Annotated in this window: 17 protein-coding genes; 5 read left to right on the top strand and 12 right to left on the bottom strand. The window is 31.6% G+C overall.

Going from position 1 to position 20,383, the window contains the following annotated elements:
* Nucleotides 1-157 precede the first annotated feature (157 nt).
* Nucleotides 158-1,567, top strand: a complete 1,410-nt coding sequence (locus tag HA149_RS09485) for a glycosyltransferase (protein WP_209115294.1) — start codon at nucleotides 158-160, stop codon at nucleotides 1,565-1,567.
* On the opposite strand, the gene HA149_RS09480 is transcribed toward HA149_RS09485, so the two are convergent.
* The 3 genes from HA149_RS09480 to HA149_RS09470 are packed head-to-tail and all read right to left on the bottom strand — an operon-like array spanning nucleotide 1,459 to nucleotide 3,095.
* Nucleotides 1,459-1,746, bottom strand: a complete 288-nt coding sequence (locus tag HA149_RS09480) for a hypothetical protein (RefSeq protein ID WP_209115291.1) — start codon at nucleotides 1,744-1,746, stop codon at nucleotides 1,459-1,461. The two genes, HA149_RS09485 and HA149_RS09480, sit on opposite strands and share 109 nt — an antisense overlap.
* Nucleotides 1,747-1,756: 10 nt before the next feature.
* The gene (gene mraY / locus HA149_RS09475) at nucleotides 1,757-2,833 is read right to left on the bottom strand and encodes a phospho-N-acetylmuramoyl-pentapeptide-transferase (protein WP_209115289.1); all 1,077 of its coding nucleotides are present in this window, start codon (nucleotides 2,831-2,833) and stop codon (nucleotides 1,757-1,759) included.
* Entirely contained in the window at nucleotides 2,817-3,095 is a 279-nt protein-coding gene (locus HA149_RS09470) for a DUF3134 family protein (protein WP_209115286.1), read from the bottom strand. The genes mraY and HA149_RS09470 overlap by 17 nt, the downstream gene beginning before the upstream one ends.
* Before the next feature lie 284 nt (nucleotides 3,096-3,379).
* Between HA149_RS09470 and HA149_RS09465 the strand changes: the two genes are divergently transcribed.
* On the top strand, nucleotides 3,380-4,594 hold the full coding sequence (locus HA149_RS09465) for an argininosuccinate synthase (protein ID WP_209115280.1): 1,215 nt from the start codon (nucleotides 3,380-3,382) through the stop codon (nucleotides 4,592-4,594).
* Nucleotides 4,595-4,597: 3 nt separating this feature from the next.
* On the opposite strand, the gene rpsF is transcribed toward HA149_RS09465, so the two are convergent.
* Both rpsF and HA149_RS09455 read right to left on the bottom strand, forming a co-directional pair.
* Nucleotides 4,598-5,059: a 30S ribosomal protein S6 gene (rpsF, locus tag HA149_RS09460; RefSeq protein WP_209115278.1), complete on the bottom strand. Its 462-nt coding sequence runs from the start codon at nucleotides 5,057-5,059 to the stop codon at nucleotides 4,598-4,600.
* 106 nt (nucleotides 5,060-5,165) lie between these two features.
* On the bottom strand, nucleotides 5,166-6,026 hold the full coding sequence (locus HA149_RS09455; RefSeq protein ID WP_209115276.1) for a shikimate dehydrogenase: 861 nt from the start codon (nucleotides 6,024-6,026) through the stop codon (nucleotides 5,166-5,168).
* Nucleotides 6,027-6,142: 116 nt separating this feature from the next.
* Between HA149_RS09455 and dnaK the strand changes: the two genes are divergently transcribed.
* The gene (gene dnaK / locus HA149_RS09450; protein WP_209115406.1) at nucleotides 6,143-8,050 is read left to right on the top strand and encodes a molecular chaperone DnaK; all 1,908 of its coding nucleotides are present in this window, start codon (nucleotides 6,143-6,145) and stop codon (nucleotides 8,048-8,050) included.
* Here the strand turns inward: dnaK and HA149_RS09445 are convergent.
* Nucleotides 8,047-9,129, bottom strand: coding sequence for an FAD-dependent oxidoreductase (locus HA149_RS09445; protein ID WP_209115274.1), 1,083 nt, complete (start codon nucleotides 9,127-9,129; stop codon nucleotides 8,047-8,049). The two genes, dnaK and HA149_RS09445, sit on opposite strands and share 4 nt — an antisense overlap.
* Nucleotides 9,130-9,176: 47 nt before the next feature.
* Between HA149_RS09445 and purU the strand changes: the two genes are divergently transcribed.
* Nucleotides 9,177-10,031, top strand: a complete 855-nt coding sequence (gene purU, locus HA149_RS09440; RefSeq protein ID WP_209115268.1) for a formyltetrahydrofolate deformylase — start codon at nucleotides 9,177-9,179, stop codon at nucleotides 10,029-10,031.
* A gap of 10 nt (nucleotides 10,032-10,041) precedes the next feature.
* Here purU and HA149_RS09435 read toward each other — a convergent pair whose 3' ends face one another.
* Complete coding sequence (locus tag HA149_RS09435; protein WP_209115266.1) at nucleotides 10,042-11,400, bottom strand: ClC family H(+)/Cl(-) exchange transporter; 1,359 nt, start codon at nucleotides 11,398-11,400, stop codon at nucleotides 10,042-10,044.
* 9 nt (nucleotides 11,401-11,409) lie between these two features.
* Nucleotides 11,410-13,983: a bifunctional aconitate hydratase 2/2-methylisocitrate dehydratase gene (acnB, locus tag HA149_RS09430; RefSeq protein ID WP_209115259.1), complete on the bottom strand. Its 2,574-nt coding sequence runs from the start codon at nucleotides 13,981-13,983 to the stop codon at nucleotides 11,410-11,412.
* Nucleotides 13,984-14,080: 97 nt separating this feature from the next.
* Here acnB and HA149_RS09425 point away from each other — a divergent pair, with 97 nt between their 5' ends.
* Complete coding sequence (locus tag HA149_RS09425) at nucleotides 14,081-15,148, top strand: 3-deoxy-7-phosphoheptulonate synthase (protein ID WP_209115257.1); 1,068 nt, start codon at nucleotides 14,081-14,083, stop codon at nucleotides 15,146-15,148.
* On the opposite strand, the gene HA149_RS09420 is transcribed toward HA149_RS09425, so the two are convergent.
* From HA149_RS09420 to HA149_RS09405, 4 genes are all read right to left on the bottom strand, one after another.
* On the bottom strand, nucleotides 15,141-15,782 hold the full coding sequence (locus HA149_RS09420; protein ID WP_209115251.1) for a diacylglycerol/polyprenol kinase family protein: 642 nt from the start codon (nucleotides 15,780-15,782) through the stop codon (nucleotides 15,141-15,143). The genes HA149_RS09425 and HA149_RS09420 overlap by 8 nt on opposite strands.
* Nucleotides 15,783-15,787: 5 nt before the next feature.
* Nucleotides 15,788-16,807, bottom strand: a complete 1,020-nt coding sequence (locus HA149_RS09415; protein ID WP_209115399.1) for an RpoD/SigA family RNA polymerase sigma factor — start codon at nucleotides 16,805-16,807, stop codon at nucleotides 15,788-15,790.
* A 203-nt stretch (nucleotides 16,808-17,010) separates the two neighbouring features.
* Nucleotides 17,011-19,095, bottom strand: coding sequence for a polyphosphate kinase 1 (gene ppk1, locus HA149_RS09410; RefSeq protein WP_209115249.1), 2,085 nt, complete (start codon nucleotides 19,093-19,095; stop codon nucleotides 17,011-17,013).
* Nucleotides 19,095-20,363, bottom strand: a complete 1,269-nt coding sequence (locus HA149_RS09405; RefSeq protein ID WP_209115247.1) for an MFS transporter — start codon at nucleotides 20,361-20,363, stop codon at nucleotides 19,095-19,097. The genes ppk1 and HA149_RS09405 overlap by 1 nt, the downstream gene beginning before the upstream one ends.
* Nucleotides 20,364-20,383 lie beyond the last annotated feature (20 nt).

Here is a 20,383-nt window from a genome sequence, read left to right as displayed (position 1 = left end):
AATGAAAGTCATATTTAGATGGGTATAAAATTAGTCTATAACTGCTTTTTTAAAAAATATAGTATAAAAAAATTTTAGAATCATAATGCTTTCTTAATATTTCCTTGGGAAATTCAGCTTATTTGTATTAAAGGCCGTTCATCGGAGGATTTGCTGAATGAGGTTGAAATTTTTACATTTACATTTACATGGTCTTATACGCTCCAAAAATCTTGAATTAGGCAGGGATGCAGATACCGGAGGGCAAACACAATATGTTTTAGAGTTAGTTAAAAGTTTGGCTAATACTGCAGAAGTTGATCAAGTAGATTTAATTACTCGTTTAATTAATGATCCTAAAGTAGACAATGAATATTCTCAAGAAGAAGAATTTGTAGAACCTGGAGTAAGGATTTTAAGATTCAAATTTGGTCCTAATAAATATTTGAGAAAGGAATTGCTTTGGCCTTATTTAGATCATTTAACTGAAGGACTTATCTCTTATTATCAAAAAAATAAAAAGCCAAATTTTATTCATGCACATTATGCTGATGCTGGATACGTAGGAGTTAAACTAAGTAAATCCTTAAACGTTCCACTTATTTTTACTGGCCATTCTTTAGGAAGAGAGAAAAAACGGAAATTGCTTGATACTGGATTAAAAACTAATCAAATAGAAAAGCTTTATTCCATAAGTAAAAGAATTGAGGCAGAAGAAAAAGCATTAAAGTCAGCAGATATTGTTGTAACAAGCACTAAACAAGAGTCAGTTTATCAATATTCCCAATATGCTTCTTTTTCATCTCACAAAGCTAGAGTAATTCCTCCTGGTGTTGATCATAAAAAGTTTCACCATATTCATTCGACAACAGAGACAGCTGAAATTGAGGATATGATGAAACCCTTTCTAAAAGACTCTACTAAACCTCCATTATTGAATATTTCTAGAGCTGTACGAAGGAAAAATATTCCTTCTTTGATTGAGGCATATGGAAGATCTGAAAAATTAAAAAGAAAAACTAATTTAATTCTAATTTTGGGTTGTCGAGATAATACTTCAAAACTTGAACCTCAACAAAAGGATGTTTTCAATAATATTTTTGAAATAATCGATAAATATAATTTGTACGGAAAGGTAGCTTATCCAAAAAAACATCTTCCAAGTCAGATACCTTCTTTATATAGGTGGGCTGCTAGTAGACGTGGTGTATTTGTAAATCCAGCTTTAACAGAGCCTTTTGGTTTAACCCTTCTTGAAGCTTCCTCATGTGGATTGCCAATAATATCAACAAATGATGGAGGACCAAAAGAAATTCGGTCAAAATGTGAAAATGGTCTTTTAGTAGATGTTACTGATATTAATGAGTTGAAAGTTATTCTTGAAAAAGGAATTTCTAATAATAATCAGTGGAAATTATGGAGCAAAAATGGAATTGAGGGTGTTAATAGACACTTTAGTTGGAACACTCATGTAAGGAATTATTTATCAATACTCACAGAAGAGTTTTCAAGGTCAAATAGCTTTTCTTCATCTGATATTAAGCATAGTTGTTTAAAAGGAAGTTCTTCGCTTATAAAACCCCATTGATCAAATACTTTTGGATCATGATGAAGAATTAGTTGATTATTTTGAGTTTTCTTTAGTTTGAAACCTTTTTTAGAAAGTTTTTTCATTAAGTTGGCAGTTTCTTCGAATCTTGATGCCATTGCATCAAGACTTAAGCAGTCACTTGTTAATCCATTATCTTTCCATGTAAAAAAACTCATAACAAACTTTTTAAAGATTTATTTTTAAAACTATACCTAAAATTACAAGTAATATGTTGATTTTCCAAAAATTTTCAACTATTTTTTCTTCCTTAATACCTTTTAGTTCAAAATGGTGGTGTAGTGGAGCCATTAGAAATATACGTTTACCTCTGTGAAATAATTTTTTTGTAATCTTAAAAAGCCCTACTTGAATCATTACTGATAATGATTCAATAATAAATATTCCTGAGAAAATAGATAAGGTAAAAACGCTATTGGTTAATAACGCTATAGAACCCAGAATTGCACCAATACTTAGAGATCCTGTGTCACCCATAAATATTTTTGCAGGATAACTATTGTACTTTAGAAATCCGAAGCATATGCCGGACATTGAAAAACATAAGACACTAAAAACAAAAAGATCTTGTTGTTCTTTCATTAATATTTCTGTTCCTAATCCATAAAAGACAATTCCACTGCATCCAGCTGCTAATCCATCTAGTCCATCAGTCAAATTTACTGAATTACTTATGCCAACAAGTACTAAAAAAGAAATTGGCAATATGAAAATATTCACATTGATTCCCCAGGAGTCAGATATTGTTATTAATGGATTTATAAAATTTTTTTCATAGGCTAACAATATAAAAAATATTGAGATGACACTTTGTTGGATTAATTTTTCTTTTGTTTTTAACCCCGTATTTTTATTGTTTTTAATACTTAAATAATCATCTAAAAACCCTATAATCAAGAATCCAAAAATAGTCAGGAATAAAAGAAATAATTTTAGAGAGCCTAGATTTATAGTTAATATTAAAAGAAAAATTAAAAAGGGGGTTATCATAAAAATCCCACCCATCGTTGGGGTATTACTTTTTTTATAGTGATTAGCAGGACCTTCAGCTCTAATATTTTGAAGTAAATTTAATTTTCTGATTATCTCTAGACCATTCTTTGTTGCGAATAAAGAAATAAAGAAAAATAAAGTAAAAACTCCTATAAAAACAAAATTATTAAAAAGATAGGAGGTGACTATTAAAGCAAAAGTATTTAATATTAATAAAAATTTAAAGTTAAACTTTTTAATCTTCCCAATCATCTTCTGAAGGGTCTTCTTCAGTTTTATAATCTTCTTTTTCTCCCATTAGCGCTGAAAGTTCTTCTTCTTCTATAGTACTAATCTCTTGTGAGTCTCCCTCTTTTTCTGCAATAAGTCTTCCTGTGGTTTCTAGCCAAGATAGCAGATCAGGCTCATCTCTTAATGGCAATACAGGAGCTGGATCATTCCTGTGGAAGCAAGTTAAAGCAGGGTTGACTTCAGAAATATCGTCTAATCTAAGTTTTAGTTTATTTGAGTCCATTAAAGGTTATGTTCTATATATAAGATAATACATAATAACGCACACGAAAACTTTGTTTGATAAAGCAAATTTAAAATACCTTTTTATCTGGCTAATTTCTTTGTTTCTGTCTGGATTGTTGAAACTTATTGGATACTTGAATCCCAATGTTTTAATAATTAATAACTTTCTTCTTTTGTTATTAGTTTTTGGTCCAGCTCTTTTAGTTACAATAATATTAGTTTTTAATAAGTTTTTAAAATTTTTAATTACGTCAAAAATTTAAATTTATGGAGCAAATTTAGATGCAGCAGGTAAAAAAAGTTGTACTAGCGTATTCTGGAGGGGTAGATACAAGCGTTTGTATTCCATATTTAAAAAATGAATATGGAGTTTCAGAAGTTGTTACTTTTGTAGCAGATCTTGGACAAGGTGAGGATTTACAACTAATTCAGCAAAAAGCTTTAAATTCCGGAGCATCTCAATCAATAGTGGGAAATTTAGTTAATAGTTTTGTTGAGAGATACGCTTTTCCAGCCATTAGAGCAAACTCATTATATTTAGATAAATATCCTTTATCTACAGCTCTTGCTAGGCCTTTAATTGCTGAACATCTTGTAAATCTCGCTCGAGAGATAAATGCCGATGCTGTAGCTCATGGATGTACTGGTAAAGGGAATGATCAAGTTAGATTTGATTTAGCAATTAATGCCTTAGGCCCTGATTTGAAAATAATTACTCCTGCAAGAGAGTGGAATATGAGTAGGGAAGAGGCAATAGTGTATGGTGAAAAATTTGGTATTCCTGCACCAGTATCAAAAAAATCTCCATATTCAATAGATGTTAATTTACTTGGTAGGAGTATCGAAGCGGGTATATTAGAAGATCCAATGCATGAAGCACCTGAAGATATATTTGCGATGACATCATCAATTGATAATGCACCTGATTACCCTCAAGATATAGAAATTGTTTTTAAAAATGGGCTTCCAGTTGGAATTAATGATGAATTTTTAACTCCAGTAGAGATTATTCAAAAAGCTAATGCTCTTGCAGGTGCTCATGGTTTTGGAAGAATAGATATGATTGAAGATCGAGTAGTAGGAATTAAAAGTAGAGAGATTTACGAAACACCTGGACTGTTACTTTTAATTAAAGCTCACAAAGAATTGGAGAGCATAACATTAAATCCAGATGTTGTGGATTTTAAAGGAATAGTGGAAAAAAAATGGGGTCAATTAGTCTATCAAGGTTTTTGGTTTGGACCTCTTAAAGAGAGTTTAGATGTATTTATATCATCGACTCAAAATTCAGTTAATGGAAGGGTAAAGATTAGACTTCATAAAGGGAACGCAATTGTTATTGGTAGGATGTCTGAAAATAATTCACTTTACAGGGAAGATTTGGCAACCTATAGCAAAGATGATGTTTTCAATCATTCTTTAGCAGAGGGTTTTATTTATATGTGGGGTATGTCTAATAAAATATGGGCTGAGTTAAATTCAAAAACAAAAAATTAACATTTAAGATTTTGCATTTTTTTTGATTTCAGTATCGTCTTCTCCTGAACTTGCAGAATCTGCAGTTACTACTTTTTCTTTTTCTTTAGATTCAATATTGTCATCTGGATCATCTTTTTTCTCTGACTGAGATGTACTCTTATTCGAAGGTCTTGGGCTTGGTAAAGGCCCTTCTTGTTTAACGGTCATGTATCTAATAACATCTTCACTAAGTCTCATTGCTTTTTCAATCTTGAAAATATGTTGTCCATCGCCTTGATGACTTAGTTGCACATAAATACCTTCTCTATGTTTTGCTATTTGATAAGCTAACCTTCTTTTACCTCTCATTTGACTATCAAGGATAGTACCGCCAGATTCTTCTAAAAGCTTATTGTATTTATCAATGTGATTAGTTACTTCATCTTCCGCAATATCTGGGCGGAGAATGTACATCGTTTCGTAATAAGATTGTTGATCGTTCATAGTTTCAGACTAGGTCTTTGGCTCATAATATTGATTTGATGAGCGTCTGTTCATTATTTACGATACATTACAATGGGCAATTTCTTGAAAAATAGGATCACTTTTTTTAAAGATATGTTTTTAGTGCGTCATTCATAACCTGAAAAGGCACTTCCAAACCATTTGTCCAAAATGATAATGATTTCATTCCTTGAGCGACGAGCATTTGCATACCATCAATAGTAAAGCATCCTTTTTTGACGCTAAATTTTAATAGAGGAGACGGAGAAGGATTATAGATTAAATCGTAAACAATTGTTTTGGATTTAAGAGATCTCCAAAAAGTCTCTCCATATGGCAAAATGTTCATTGCATATTTAGATGAATTCATTCCTACTGGTGTTGTATTCACAATTAAATCTGCTTCTTCAATTAAATTTTGAGCCTGATTATCATTATTTAAAAAACCTTTAATTTTAATTTGATTTTCAAAATTTTTAATTAATTTATTTAGTGATGTTTTGTTACGTGAAACTACTGAAATAGTTGAAAGATTTAGATTTATTAAACCTTGAATAACAGATCTTGCTGCCCCTCCTGAGCCAAGAACCATTGATTTCTTTTTTACTAAGTTTAATGTTTTTAATGGATAAATAAATCCTTCTACATCTGTATTAGTTCCGCTCCATTCTTTTTCAGAATTTAATTTCAGTGTATTAATTGCTTTTAATTGGTTAGCAATAGGGGAAATTTCACTACAAAGATCAAATACTTTTTCTTTATGTGGAATTGTGATATTTAAGCCTTTGCAATTAATTTTTTTAAAAGAATTTAGAACTAATTCTAAATCTTGATCTTTACAAGGTATAGCAATATAAATTAGATCTAAGCCTAAATATTGAAGGGCAGCATTTTGCATAATTGGTGATAAAGAATGGCTGACTGGATTGCCAATTAACGCAATAAAAGATGTCTTACTTGAAATCATGTTTGGAATTTTGCTTTAAAAAATAACGATCTGTTCGGGAACCACACCCCGTCTTTGAGTAACAATAATGACGCCGATGACCGATTATGGAGAATAACAAATATGAGAATTTACCCATGGGTAAGGTTGTAGGAATCGATTTAGGAACAACTAATAGTTGTGTGGCTGTAATGGAAGGTGGTAAACCTACTGTAATAGCAAATGCAGAGGGTTTCAGAACTACTCCATCAGTTGTTGCATATACAAAAAATCAAGATCAGCTTGTTGGACAAATCGCAAAAAGACAAGCGGTTATGAATCCTGAAAATACGTTTTATTCCGCAAAGCGTTTTGTTGGTAGACGAGTAGATGAAGTTAATGCAGAATCTAAAGAAGTTAGTTACTCTGTTGAGAAATCTGGTTCTAGTGTTAAATTAAAATGTCCTATTTTGGATAAGCAGTTTTCTCCTGAAGAGGTAAGTTCTCAGGTTTTAAGAAAGTTAGCAGATGATGCGGGTAAATACCTTGGTGAAAAAGTTACACAGGCTGTAATAACAGTTCCAGCTTATTTCAATGATTCTCAAAGACAGGCTACAAAAGATGCAGGAAAGATTGCAGGTTTAGAAGTTCTTAGAATTGTTAATGAGCCAACTGCTGCAGCTTTAGCATATGGTTTGGATAAAGAAAATGAAAAAATCCTTGTTTTTGATTTAGGGGGAGGCACCTTTGACGTTTCAGTTATTGAAGCTGGTGATGGAGTAACTGAAGTTCTATCTACATCTGGAGATACACATTTAGGTGGTGACGATTTTGATAGATGTATCGTAGATCACTTAGCTAGTAATTTTAAATCAAATGAGGGAATTGACCTTAGACAAGATAAGCAAGCTTTGCAAAGATTGACTGAAGCAGCAGAAAAAGCAAAAATTGAGCTTTCAAATGCTACGCAAAGTGAAATAAATTTACCTTTTATTACAGCGACACCTGAAGGCCCAAAGCATTTGGATTTGAACCTTACTAGAGCAAAGTTTGAGGAATTAGCAGCCTCCTTAATTGATAGGTGTAAGACCCCAGTTGAGAGAGCTATAAGTGATGCAAAAATTTCTACTAGTGAAATTGATGAAGTTGTAATGGTGGGAGGCTCATCTAGAATTCCTGCTGTTTTAGATTTAGTAAAAAAAATAATTGGTAAGGAACCAAATCAAACCGTTAATCCTGATGAAGTAGTAGCTGTTGGAGCAGCAATTCAGGGAGGTGTTTTAGCAGGAGAGGTAAAAGATATATTATTGCTTGATGTTACTCCACTTTCTTTAGGGGTAGAGACTTTGGGGGGAGTAATGACAAAAATGATAAATCGAAATACTACAGTACCTACAAAGAAATCTGAAACATATTCAACTGCTGTAGACGGTCAAACAAATGTTGAAATACACGTTTTACAGGGTGAAAGAGAAATGGCTTCTGATAACAAAAGCCTAGGAACTTTTAGATTGGATGGTATACCGTCAGCACCAAGAGGCGTTCCGCAAATTGAAGTTACATTTGATATTGATGCAAATGGTATTCTTAGCGTTACTGCTAAAGATAAAGGTAGTGGAAAAGAGCAAAGTATCTCTATCACTGGTGCTTCAACCCTATCCGATAATGAAGTAGAAAAAATGGTAAAAGATGCTGAATCAAATGCATCTGTAGATAAAGAAAAAAGAGAAAAAATTGATTTAAAAAATCAAGCTGAAACACTTGTATATCAGACAGAAAAGCAACTTAGTGAGTTAGGGGACAAAGTTGATGCTGCAGCAAAGTCTAAAGTTGAAGAAAAAAGTAATGCTTTAAAAGAGGCAACTTCAAAAGAAGATTATGAATCAATGAAAAAACTTCTTGAAGAACTTCAGCAAGAACTTTATGCAGTTGGTTCATCTGTTTATCAGCAACCTGGCAATCAGCCACCATCACCTGGCGCGGGGGTTGGTCCTGATCAGAATGATTCAAACGAAAAAGGAGGAGATGATGTAATTGATGCAGACTTTACAGAAACGAAAGATTAGGAAAGGTAACTATTAATTTCATTAGCAACCCATTTAGAACAAGCCGGAGCCAGTAAAATTCCATTTTTATAAAAACCTGTACATATAATTAGTCCATCTCCAAGATTTTTCATTATTGGTGAAGGTTCACCATCTGGTCTTGACCTTATTCCGAACCATTTTCTAGCAATTTTTCCTTTCATCAGCCAATTTGGTTTTTTATCTAGAAAATTTGTGAGTTTTTGGAATGTATTTTCTTCTGGCATAGTACTATATTCATCAGTTGATCCAATAATTAGCTTATTTTTTGATTTTGGAATTATATTTTTACCATTTATATTAAATTGTTTTGGCAGAGATAATAAATCAACTTCTGCATCATTTATATCAATTTCCATAGCTTGACCTAAAACTGGCTTTAATTTGATGTTGTGAGAAAGGCTATCTATTAAATCAATCGCTTTTAGTGAATTACACAAAATAACCATGTCAGATTTGATGTTTTCATTATTTCTTGTCCTAGAAATCCATTGATTTTTTGATTTTCTGATTTCTATTATTTCTTCTTCTAAAAAATTTACTTTTTTATTTTTTAGATATTTATCTAATGTTTTCATTAACGAGAAAGCATTTATTCTTCCATCTTTGAAGGAAATCATACCTTTTATATTTTTTGTTTGGAATGCTTTATTTATATTATTGATAAATATTGAGTCTCTTTCTAGAATTTGTAAGTTTAGATCATTATTTTCATAAATAAATTTCTCTAATTTTTTAAACTTTTCTTCATTAGTAGTCAGTTTTATTAATGGTTTTTCGATATTTAATTCATTATTAAATTTTTGCAGTAATGTAATCCATTGTGGCCATAATTCCATACTTTGTTTTCTGAGATCCCAGCTTCTACCTCTTCTTTTTTGATACATATTACCCATTAGTAAGCCTAAAGCTGCATTGCTACTATTTTGGAGTTGAGTTGGATCTATTATCGTTACTTGGAAACCTAATTCTGATAGTTCTAAGGCGTTAAATTTTCCAATAATTCCTGATCCAATAATAACTATGTGTGCTTTTTGAAAATTTTCTTTTAAGCTTTTCATTGATATATTAGATATACTTTATTATTTGACTTAATAGTTAAAGATTTTTGGAACATCCTTCAATTATATTCAAAATTGTTTGTCCCGATCGCCCTGGCCTTGTAAGTTTACTTACAAGTTGGATTTCAAATTACGGTGGCAACATAAAACATTCTGATCATCATACAGATCAAGATGCAGGTTTGTTTCTTAGTCGAATTGAATGGAATAGCAAAAATGCATCTTTTAACAGAGACGAAATTTATAAAGAATTTGAAAAAATTGCAAATGAAGTAAATGGAAAATTTAACGTAAATTATTCTGATGAAATTCCAAATGTTGCTATTTTCGTAAGTAAACAAAATCATTGTTTGATTGATTTACTTTGGCGAGTAAGAAATGGTGAACTCAAAATGAACGTCCCGTTAATAATTTCAAATCATTCTGATCTTGAAAATATTGCGAATGACTTTAATGCAAAATTTGTCCATATTGATACCTTTAATATTGATAAATCTATTGTTGAAGATCAATTTTTAAATTTACTAAAAGAATATGAAATTAATCTTGTTGTATTAGCCAAATATATGCAAATTTTGAGTGACTCTTTTTTAAAAAAGTTTTCTTCAATAATAAATATTCATCATTCTTTCTTGCCTGCATTTAAGGGCGGGCAACCATATCATCGAGCATGGAAGAGAGGTGTTAAATTAATAGGTGCTACTGCTCACTATGTTAGTGAAGATCTTGATGAAGGTCCCATAATAGAGCAATGCACAGTTAATGTAAGTCATAGGGATGAAGTTGATGATTTGATTAGGAAAGGAAGAGATATTGAAAGAATAGCTTTAGCAAGAGCAGTTAGATTACATTTAAATCATCAAGTATTTGTTTATAACAGGAAAACTGCTGTTTTTGATTGAAGATAGTTTCTTAGTCTTCTAATTCTATTTGTATTTGTCTTTCATAAATTGATTCTTCATTAAAAGCTCTTGCTATTAAGAAACTGGCAATGCAGCTGATTAAGACAGGTTTCATTATTAATAAATTTTTTGTTAAAGCAAAAGCTAAAAACATTGCTGTTATTGGTGTTCGAGAACATCCTGCTACGAAAGCTCCCATTCCTGCAAAAATGTATGTACTAGGCGCATGTCCTGTTGCAATTTCTATCCAGCTACCCATTATTAGTCCGATTGACCCTCCTAAAGTAAGCATTGGATAGAATAAACCTCCTGGAGCTCCAGATGCAGCAGCTAAACCTGTCGTAATAAATAATACTAAAACTGCCAACAAAGCGATTTCAATACTTATATTTTGTTCAGCTATTATTTTCTGTAATTCATCTAAATTATGAAAAGTACTGGGTAAACAAGAATAGATGCTTCCTAAAATAAGTCCACAAATACTCATTTTTAAAACAAATTTATTTTTATACCACTTTTTCCCAAGATTTTGCATTAACAAAACATATCTGCTGTACAATTCTGCAAAGATTCCAATAATTATTCCTAGTAAAACTAGGTAAATAAAATCTATAGGCAAGAAAAAAACTGATGGGTCATATTCTTTTTGGATTAAAAATCCGAGGTTAAAATCAAAACCTCCAGCTTTAGGATCTAAACCTAAGGCTTGAATAATATCAGCAGATGAATCTGCAATGAAAGTTGTGATTACTACTAATAGCAAAATTACTGGTCTAGCAGAGTTTAATAACTCTTCTATTGCATAGACAAATCCTCCTAATGGGGCGCTAAATACTGCAGCTATTCCAGCCCCGCCACCTGCTGCTACTATTACTCTTCTGAAGGCTGTAGGGGCTTTAAGCCATTTGGCCATTTGCCAAGCTACTGATCCTCCCATTTGAACTGATGGACCTTCTGGACCTAAAGGGAATCCACTACCAATTGCAATAATTCCTGATACGAGCTTTACTAATCCTACTTTTATATTCATAGGAACTTTTTTATGCCTTAAGAACCCCATGATTTGACTCACACCTGAACCTTTCGCAGCAGGCGCTAAATTTTTGATCAAATATCCTGCAATGGCTCCTCCTAGAGCTCCAAAAAAAGGTAAGACTGCAATAGACGGGAATTGGTCTAATAATGCTAATCTCCAATTATTAATAAAGTAGATTCCAGTTTTAAAAGATATGCTTGTAATTGAGGCTCCTAAACCTGTTAATAAGAGCGAAAATGCAACGACTAGCGATCTTTGTTTTAATAATTTTTTGATGCTACGAGAAGAATTATTACCTGTTTTTTGAATATTTTCTTTTATGAGGTTTGGCATAGTCCATGATTACTTTGACAAGCTGAAATCGTGTATTTCATCAAATTGAAGATAACGATAAAGTTCATCTGAATATGGATTAATTTTATTTTTAGTAATATCCTGATATTCTTCTACTTCGGGTATTTTTCCAAGAAGTGCGCAAACTGCTGCTAATTCTGCACTCCCTAAAAATACTTGCGCATTTTTTCCAAGTCTATTGTCGAAATTTCTTGTGCTAGTAGAAAAAACTATAGATCCTTCATCCACTCTGGCTTGATTTCCCATGCATAAAGAACACCCTGGCAACTCTAACCTTGCACCACAATTTTCAAATATTTTATAGTAACCTTCAGCTTTTAGAGTTTCTTCATCCATTTTTGTAGGTGGACAAATCCATAATTTAGCTTTTAAATTTTGTACACCTTCAAGAACTTTCGCAGCTGCTCTGTAATGGCCAATATTTGTCATGCAAGAACCTATAAAAACCTCGTCAATATTTGTATTTGCAACATCAGTGATTTCTTTTACATTATCTGGATCATTAGGGCAAGCAACTATAGGTTGTGTTACTTTTGCTAAATCAATTTCAATGATTTCTTCATACTGAGCGTTTAAATCTGGTTGAATTAATGATGGTTTTTTTAACCAATTTTTCATATCACTTATTCTTCTTGAAATCGATTTTGAATCTTCATAATTGCTCTCAATCATTTTTTCTAGCAGGCAAATATTGCTTCTTAAGTATTCTTGAATAGTTTCTTGGGATAAAAGTATGGTGCTACCAGCGCACGAACGTTCTGCAGTAGCATCAGTAAGTTCAAAAGCTTGCTCAAGTTTTAGGTTAGGTAAACCCTCAATTTCCATAATTTTTCCGTTAAATATATTTTTTTTATTAGCTTTTTCAACAGTTAAGAGTCCCTTTTTAATTGCGAAGAGAGGGATTGCATTTACTAAATCTCTAAGAGTAATTCCTGGTAATAATTCTCCCTTAAATTTAACCAGCACAGATTCCGGCATATTTAATGGCATAGATCCTATTGCAGCGGCAAAGGCAACGATGCCTGAGCCTCCAGGAAATGAAATGCCAAGAGGGAATCTCGTATGACTATCTCCCCCTGTGCCAACAGTATCAGGGAGAAGCATTCGGTTAAGCCAACTATGAATTATGCCGTCTCCAGGCTTGAGAGCTACTCCACCTCTTTGAGATATAAAATCAGGTAATTCTTTATGCGTAACTAGATCTACTGGTTTAGGATATGCAGCTGTATGACAAAAACTTTGCATTACTAAATCTGCTGTAAATCCTAAACAAGCTAGTTCTTTGAGCTCATCTCTAGTCATTGGTCCAGTTGTGTCTTGACTGCCAACTGTGGTCATAATTGGTTCACAAGTCGTTCCTGGCCTAACTCCATCTAAACCACATGCTTTCCCTACTATTTTTTGAGCTTGAGTAAAGCCAGAATTACTTTTTGTTGGATTTTGTGGCCGGATAAATATTTCACTTGTTTGATAATCTAATTTGTTTCTAATTTTGTCCGTAAGAGATCTTCCAATCATAAGATTAATTCTTCCGCCAGCTTGAATTTCATCAGTAAGAGTTGATGGATACAAGTCGAATTTGCTTATTAATTCTTCAGTATTTGAATCTTTTTGAACTTTTTTAATAATGCCTTTGTAAGGATATATTTTTATAACATCTCCTGTTTTCATATGAGATACGTCAGCTTCTATAGGTAAAGCTCCTGAATCTTGTGCAGTATTAAAGAAAATTGGGGCTATTTTGCTACCAATTATTATTCCACCTGTTTTTTTGTTTGGAATAAAAGGGATATCTTCTCCTATATGCCAAATGAGTGAATTAATAGCGGATTTTCTAGAACTTCCTGTTCCAACAACATCTCCAACATAAGCTATTGGTAAATTTTCTTTTTTTAAATTATCAAGAATCTTTAGTCCATCAGGTTTTTTAAATTCCAACATAGCCAATGCGTGCATTGGAATATCTGGGCGTGTTGTTGCATGTACAGCTGGAGATAAGTCGTCTGTGTTTGTCTCCCCGTCAACTTTAAATACTAAACAAGTAATCTCTTGCTCCAAAACTTTTTTATTTTTGAACCATTCTGCATTTGCCCAACTATTTATAACCTCTTTTGCATAAATATTTTTTTGAGATAATTCAAAAATTTCATTAGCTGAGTCGTAAACAAGAATAATATTTTTTAAAACTTCTGCCGCTTTTTTAGCTAGTAGACTACTTGTACCTTTAAGTATTTCAACTAGGGAATTGACATTATATCCGCCAATCATTGTCCCTAGTATTTCAATTGCTTTTTCAGGATTAATTAATTTGCAATATTTTTCTGAATTAACAATAGCTGTAAGCCAGCTTGCTTTTACATAAGCAGCCTCATCAACTCCTGGTGGGACTCTATTTATTAGCAAATCAAGCAAATAAGAAGAATCGTAAGTACTATCTTGTTCTAGTAATTTTGTAATACAATTTGTTTGCTCTGCATTTAAAGGTAAAGGAGGTATACCTTTGGTAGCTCTTTCAGCTACGTGATCTTCGTAATCTTTTAGCAATGTTTCCAAATTCTTCATTAGTAAGGTTTAATGCCTAATCTATTGTTATTTTTAATATTGAAAAGGAGAGTATTCATAAATGCTTTTTTAAATATTCAAACTTCTTAATTAATCAATGACGACATCATCAAAAAATTCTGCTTTAGAAAAGACATCAGATTTACATGTTGTTGAGACACGTCCATTAATACCTCCAAGCAGATTACATAATGATATACCTTTAGATCACGCCTCTGCTAATACAGTATCTAAAACAAGAAGATCGATACAAAATATTTTGCATCATAATGATCGGAAGCTTTTAGTCATTGTGGGTCCATGTTCAATTCATGATCTAGAGGCGGCGAAAGAATATTCAAAATATATTCAAAACTTTCGAGAAATTTATAAAGATAAATTAGAAATAATCATGAGAGTATATTTTGAGAAACCAAGAACAACTATTGGTTGGAAGGGATTGATAAATGATCCTCATCTAGATAATTCTTATGATATTAATACTGGCTTAAGAAGAGCAAGAAGTTTGCTTTCATATTTAGCAACTCGTGGAATTCCTTCTGCTACAGAATTACTAGATCCAATTGTTCCTCAATATATCGCCGATTTAATAAGTTGGACAGCCATTGGCGCGCGGACTACTGAAAGTCAGACTCATCGAGAAATGGCGTCAGGATTATCAATGCCTATAGGTTTTAAAAATGGTACAGATGGTTCTTTTACTACTGCAATAAATGCAATGCAGTCAGCTTCAAAATCTCATCATTTCTTAGGTATAAATGAAAATGGAATGGCTTCTATTGTTAATACAACAGGTAATCCCGATGGACATATAGTTTTAAGAGGCGGTTCAAAAGGCCCAAATTTTGAAAGTGAAAATGTTAAAAGAATTTCCTCTGAATTGAAGCAATCTAATCTTCCCCATAAAGTGATGATTGATTGTAGTCATGGTAATTCCAATAAAGATTTCCGAAAACAGTCGGAAGTTTTAAAAAATATAGCTTTTCAAATTAGCAATGGTGAAAAAAATATTTTAGGAGTTATGCTTGAAAGTCATTTGAAGGAGGGAAATCAAAAACTTTCAAAAAAAGAGGATCTCCAGTTTGGCAGAAGCATTACAGATGCATGCATAGATATAAAAACAACAAAAGAATTACTCGCTATTTTATATAGTTCACTTAGCTAGTTATAAAAAAATTAAAAAATAATGCTGAAGAAATTGGAACAATGAAATTATCTATTCCTAAAACACTAAATTGTTCGAGTAAAGTTGCATAAAAAGCTATTGTAAAATAATTTAAATTTAAACTATTTTGTTGGGCGTATCCTATTGAGAAAACTACTATCAAACTTGTTAAAAACATTGTCATAGTGCCATATAAAGATTTTTTTTGTTTAAAAAAAATCCAACTCTTTGAGTTAAAGCTTTTTCCTATTAACCCAGCTAATCCATCACCAAAAGTCATTATGAAAAATCCAGTAATTAATGCATATGGATCTTTATCCCAGAAAAGATAAATCAAAATAAATAAACTTAGACAATAAAATAATGTTCCATAACTCTTTCTCTCAACATCCTCAATTGTTGGAAATAATTTATAGGTATAATTGATGAAAACCATAAATGAAACAATTCCTGTAAAAATTAGAGCAGAGTTTTGATTAATTTTTAAAAATTGAGCAATTGGAATTAAAGGTCCTATTCCAATATGTATTATTTTTCTGACGATTTCTTTGCTATCTTCATTATATTTTTTAAAAACTATTGATATTAAAAAAATTGAAAATAAATATAATAAAATTATGGTAAATTTTATCAATTTGGTTAAGCTGCTTTTTGATGAGTTGTCATTACTCTAAGTTTTAATATTGCTTTAGCTTCTAGCTGCCTTACTCTTTCTCGTGAAACATTAATTTGTCTTCCTATTTCTGCAAGTGTTAATGGTTCTTCACCATCTAGGCCAAATCTGAGCTTCATTATTTTTTGTTCTCTTTCATTTAATTGAGAAAGCCAAGTTCCTAAATGCTCTTTTTGAATAGTCCTATCCATGCCTTCCATAGGCTCTTCACCGTTTGGATCAGGTATTAGTTCGCCAAGGGTACTTCTATCTTCTTCGCCTCTTGCATGAGCATCTAAGGAAGCGCAAGGAGCACTTTGAGAAATTAAATCTTCTAAATCTTTTTGATCAATTCCCATTTCAGTTGCCATTTCCAATCTGCTAGGTTGTCTACCAAATTTATGTGATAATTCTCTAGAGACTCTTCTCATTTTGGATAGTTTTTCACTTATGTGAATAGGCAAACGGATTGTTCTTGCACTGTTGTCAATAGCCCTTGTCATTCCTTGCCTAATCCACCAGTAAGCATAAGTTGAGAATTTATATCCCATAGCAGGATCAAATTTATCTACAGCTCTTTCAAGGCCAATAGCTCCTTCCTGGACAAGGTCTAATAATTCAAGCCCTTGGTTTTGGTATTTTTTTGCAACAGAGACAACAAGCCTTAGATTAGCTGCCATCATTCTATCTCTGGATCTTTTGCCAATCTTAATTTGATAAAGATTTCGTTGTGTTCTATCAGTTTCAGGAATTTGTAGTAACTTTTTCATGTTCTGAACATGATGAGCTAACTCTATTTCCTCTGCTGGAGTCAAAAGAGGTACTCTTCCAATGCTACTTAAGTAATAGCCAATAGAATCTGAAGCAAGTCTGCCAGATTTTTTTTGGCTTTGTTTTGCTGTAAGACTGGATTTCGATTTGCGAGACTTGCCCGCAGTGTTTGGTAATCTTGGCTCATCAAAATTATTATCTGAAGAGCTTTTCGCAGATTCCAGAGGGATCCCCATCACCCTGGCCTCCTAAATTAATGGATTTTTTAAAAAGCTAGCACTGAAATCGAAATAAAAACTACTTTTACGTTGAAATTTTAAAGACAAAAATTTCTTTTTTAATGCTTATTTCTTGAAATCCATTGATATGAAATGATTTTATAAAAATTAAAAAAAATTTAAAATATTAAGTATTTTTTTAAATGTTGTAAAAATCAATATTAATTTTGTTTTTCTATAAGTTCAATTTGTGAACGATTGTCCGATGAATCTAATTCATGTTTCCAATAAGAACCATCTTCTTTCATTATCCAAGCAAAGTAATCATCTTTAATATATGTTTGCAAGAGCGAGTATATTTTAGATTTCAATTCATAATCTTCTATCGGAGTAACAGCTTCTATTCTTCTATCAAGATTTCTTCTCATCCAATCTGCACTTCCAATAAAAACCTCATTATCATCGTTATTACAAAACCAAAAAATTCTTGAGTGTTCAAGAAAATGGCCAATAATGCTTATAACTTTAATATTTTCACTTAAATTTTTTCTTTGGGGATACAAGCAACAAATTCCTCTTATGATAAGGTTTATTTTTACACCTGAGTCTGAAGCTAAATAAAGAAGTTGAATTATTTCTGGGTCTACTAAAGAATTCATTTTTGCAATTATTGCGGCTTTTTTGCCTGCCTCTGCATTTTTAATTTCTCTCTTAATCAGAAATATAAATTTCTTTCTCATTGTTGAGGGTGAAACTAATAACTTTTTATAACTTCTTTGTTTAGAAAAACCTGATAAGTAGTTAAATAACTCAAGTAAATCTGATGCAATATCAGGATCAGTTGAAAGTAATCCTAAATCTGTATAAAACTTTGAAGTATTAGAGTTATAATTTCCTGTTCCAATATGGAAATAATTCCTTAATCGTCCTTTTTCTTTTCTTACTACTAAAGCTATTTTTGTATGTGTTTTAAATCCTATAATTCCATATACAACATGAATTCCAGCTTGTTCAAGTTGTTTTGCCCATTGAATATTATTGTCTTCATCAAATCTTGCTTTTAATTCAACAAGAGTCATTACTTCTTTCCCATTCTCTGCAGCTCTCATTAAAGCTGCAATGATGGGCGAATCCTTGGAAACTCGATATAAAGTAATTTTTATAGCCATTACAAGTGGATCATCAGCTGCTTTGTTTATAAATTCTTCAACTGAAGTTCTAAATAAATCGTATGGATGATGAAGCAGAATATTTTTTTTTCTAAGTATATGAAAAATAGAATTGAGGTTTTTGTTTGAAGGTAAGTCTAAATTTTTTAATTTCGGGTGAGTTTTCCCAATTAGTAGGTTTTCTTTTAAATCATCTCTATTAATTTTTGTAAGCTGATTTAAATCGTCAAGACCTAAAAAACTTTTGCAAAAGTAAACATACTCTTTTTGTATTGAGATACTTTCAATGAGTAATTTCAGAATTTTTTCTGGCATATCCGATGCAACTTCTAATCTAACTACGTCTCCACCTAATCTTCTCTTTTGCAAACTTTGTTCAACTGCTAAAAGAAGATCATCAGCTTCAAGTTCTTTTAATTCTAAATCTGCATCCCTAGTCACTCTAAAAAAAGAGTAATTTATACATTCCATTTCGTTAAATAAAGTATTTATATTATTTCCAATTAAATCTTCAACACTTATGAAAAAATAAGTACTTTCATCACAATTTTGAATAATTTCATTGGGAATTTGTATAAATCTATTTATATTTTTTGTTGGTATTTTTACTCTTACAAACTGATTTTTAGAATCTTCCCCATCTCTTATTAGAGCTGCCAAATTTAGACTTAAATTACTTATAAAAGGAAATGGATGTGCTGGATCAACAACTAATGGAGTTAATAAAGGGAAAATAGATGAAGTAAAGTAGTTATTACACCAATTTCTTTCATTTTCACTTAGGTCCTTATATTTTTTTAAAACTATACCTTTTTCTTTTAGTTCATTATTTAATTCATTATTTAAATAGTTTTCTTGTAGGTTAGTTAAATTCTTTACTTCTTTATTTATTTTCGTTAATTGATCTTTAGGGGTAAGTCCATCAATACTTTTTTTTGTAATACCTGCTTCAACTTGAGCTTTTAATGAAGCTACTCTTACCATAAAAAATTCATCTAGATTATTACTAAAAATTGAACAAAATTTTACTTTATCTAGGATTTTGTACTCTTTTTCCATACCAGTTAGGAGTACTCTTTTATTGAATTCAATCCAACTTAATTCTCTATTAATAAAAACATCAGCTTGGTTTTTCATTAAAGTACTTTTGATTCTTGATTGTTAAAAGAATTATTACTTTTACCCTCTGCAATAAGGTATATCATGAAAAGTAAGATAACGGAACCTGCTATAAAAGGTGATTTAGGACCAAAACTATCATAAACCCTTCCTGCCATTGCAATTCCTAAAACTCCTCCAAGACTCTGTAGACCTTGAAGATTACTTAAAATTGACCCTTGTTTATCAACGTCTAATTTCCTTGATATCAGTGCTCTTAAGGTGGGCGTAATTAACCCTGCCCCAATGGCTAAAAATGAAACAGCTGAATAAATATTAATTGTCGCATTTGCTTTTGGAGAAGTTATTAAAAGAGTACATGCCACAAGAATGAAGCCTGATCCGATAAGTGTTAATCGCATTTCGCCAAATTGCTTTACCAGAGGTCCAATTAATCCTCCCTGAACGATAATTGCAATGATTCCTACTACAACAAGAGTTCCACTTGATGCTTTGGTCGTCCAGTTTAAAGATTCTTGAAGGAAAAATATAAGGATATTGGTCAACCCAGTAAAAGCAATAAAGTAAATAAAAAAAGCTAATGATAATTTTTTAATCTTTTCTTCTTTGAAAACCGTGAATAGCTCTTTTAAAGGGTTTTTTAAAATAGTTTTTGATTTATTTGAGTCACTATTAGGCTTGGTTTCTGGTAAGTAAAAAAATACAAGGAGGAAATTTATTATTGGAATGATTGAGGCTATCAAAACTGGAATAATAAAATTATTATTTGTATTTTTTGCAAAAATTACAACAAAAATATTCCCTAAGAAAAAACTTAAACCAAAAGCTACACCAATCAGACCAAATGTTTTTGCTCTTTTTTCAGGGCTTGAAATATCTGCAAGAATTGTTGTTGCAGTAGCTGCAGTCCCTCCACTTAAACCGTCAATTAATCTCGCTAAAAATAATAAAAATAATGGGATAGAGGCTATTGAATTTGACCAATTAAAAAGAACCGTAAAAGATAATATTGATATTCCTATTACTGAACCAGTAATACAAAAAAGAGTGACAGGTCTTCTTCCATATCTATCACTCATAAGTCCTATAAAAGGAGAAGCTGTAAATTGAGCTAATTGGTAAGTGCATGATAATAAACCATATGTACTTGCTTTGGAGTCAAAAAGTAAAACAAAAGAGGGTAATATAGGTAACAGTATACTTTCACTTAAACGATCATTTAGAAGAGTGATAAACGCACTAAGGAGAGTAAATTTTTTATTTGGTTTTAATAAACTTTTTTTCACAATATTTACCTTCATTCCGA

It is taken from the genome of Prochlorococcus marinus XMU1406 (genome assembly GCF_017696055.1).
In the GTDB taxonomy this organism is placed as follows: domain Bacteria; phylum Cyanobacteriota; class Cyanobacteriia; order PCC-6307; family Cyanobiaceae; genus Prochlorococcus_A; species Prochlorococcus_A marinus_W.
Note: the sequence above shows the minus strand (reverse complement) of the source record. Positions and strands in the feature narration are given on the sequence as shown.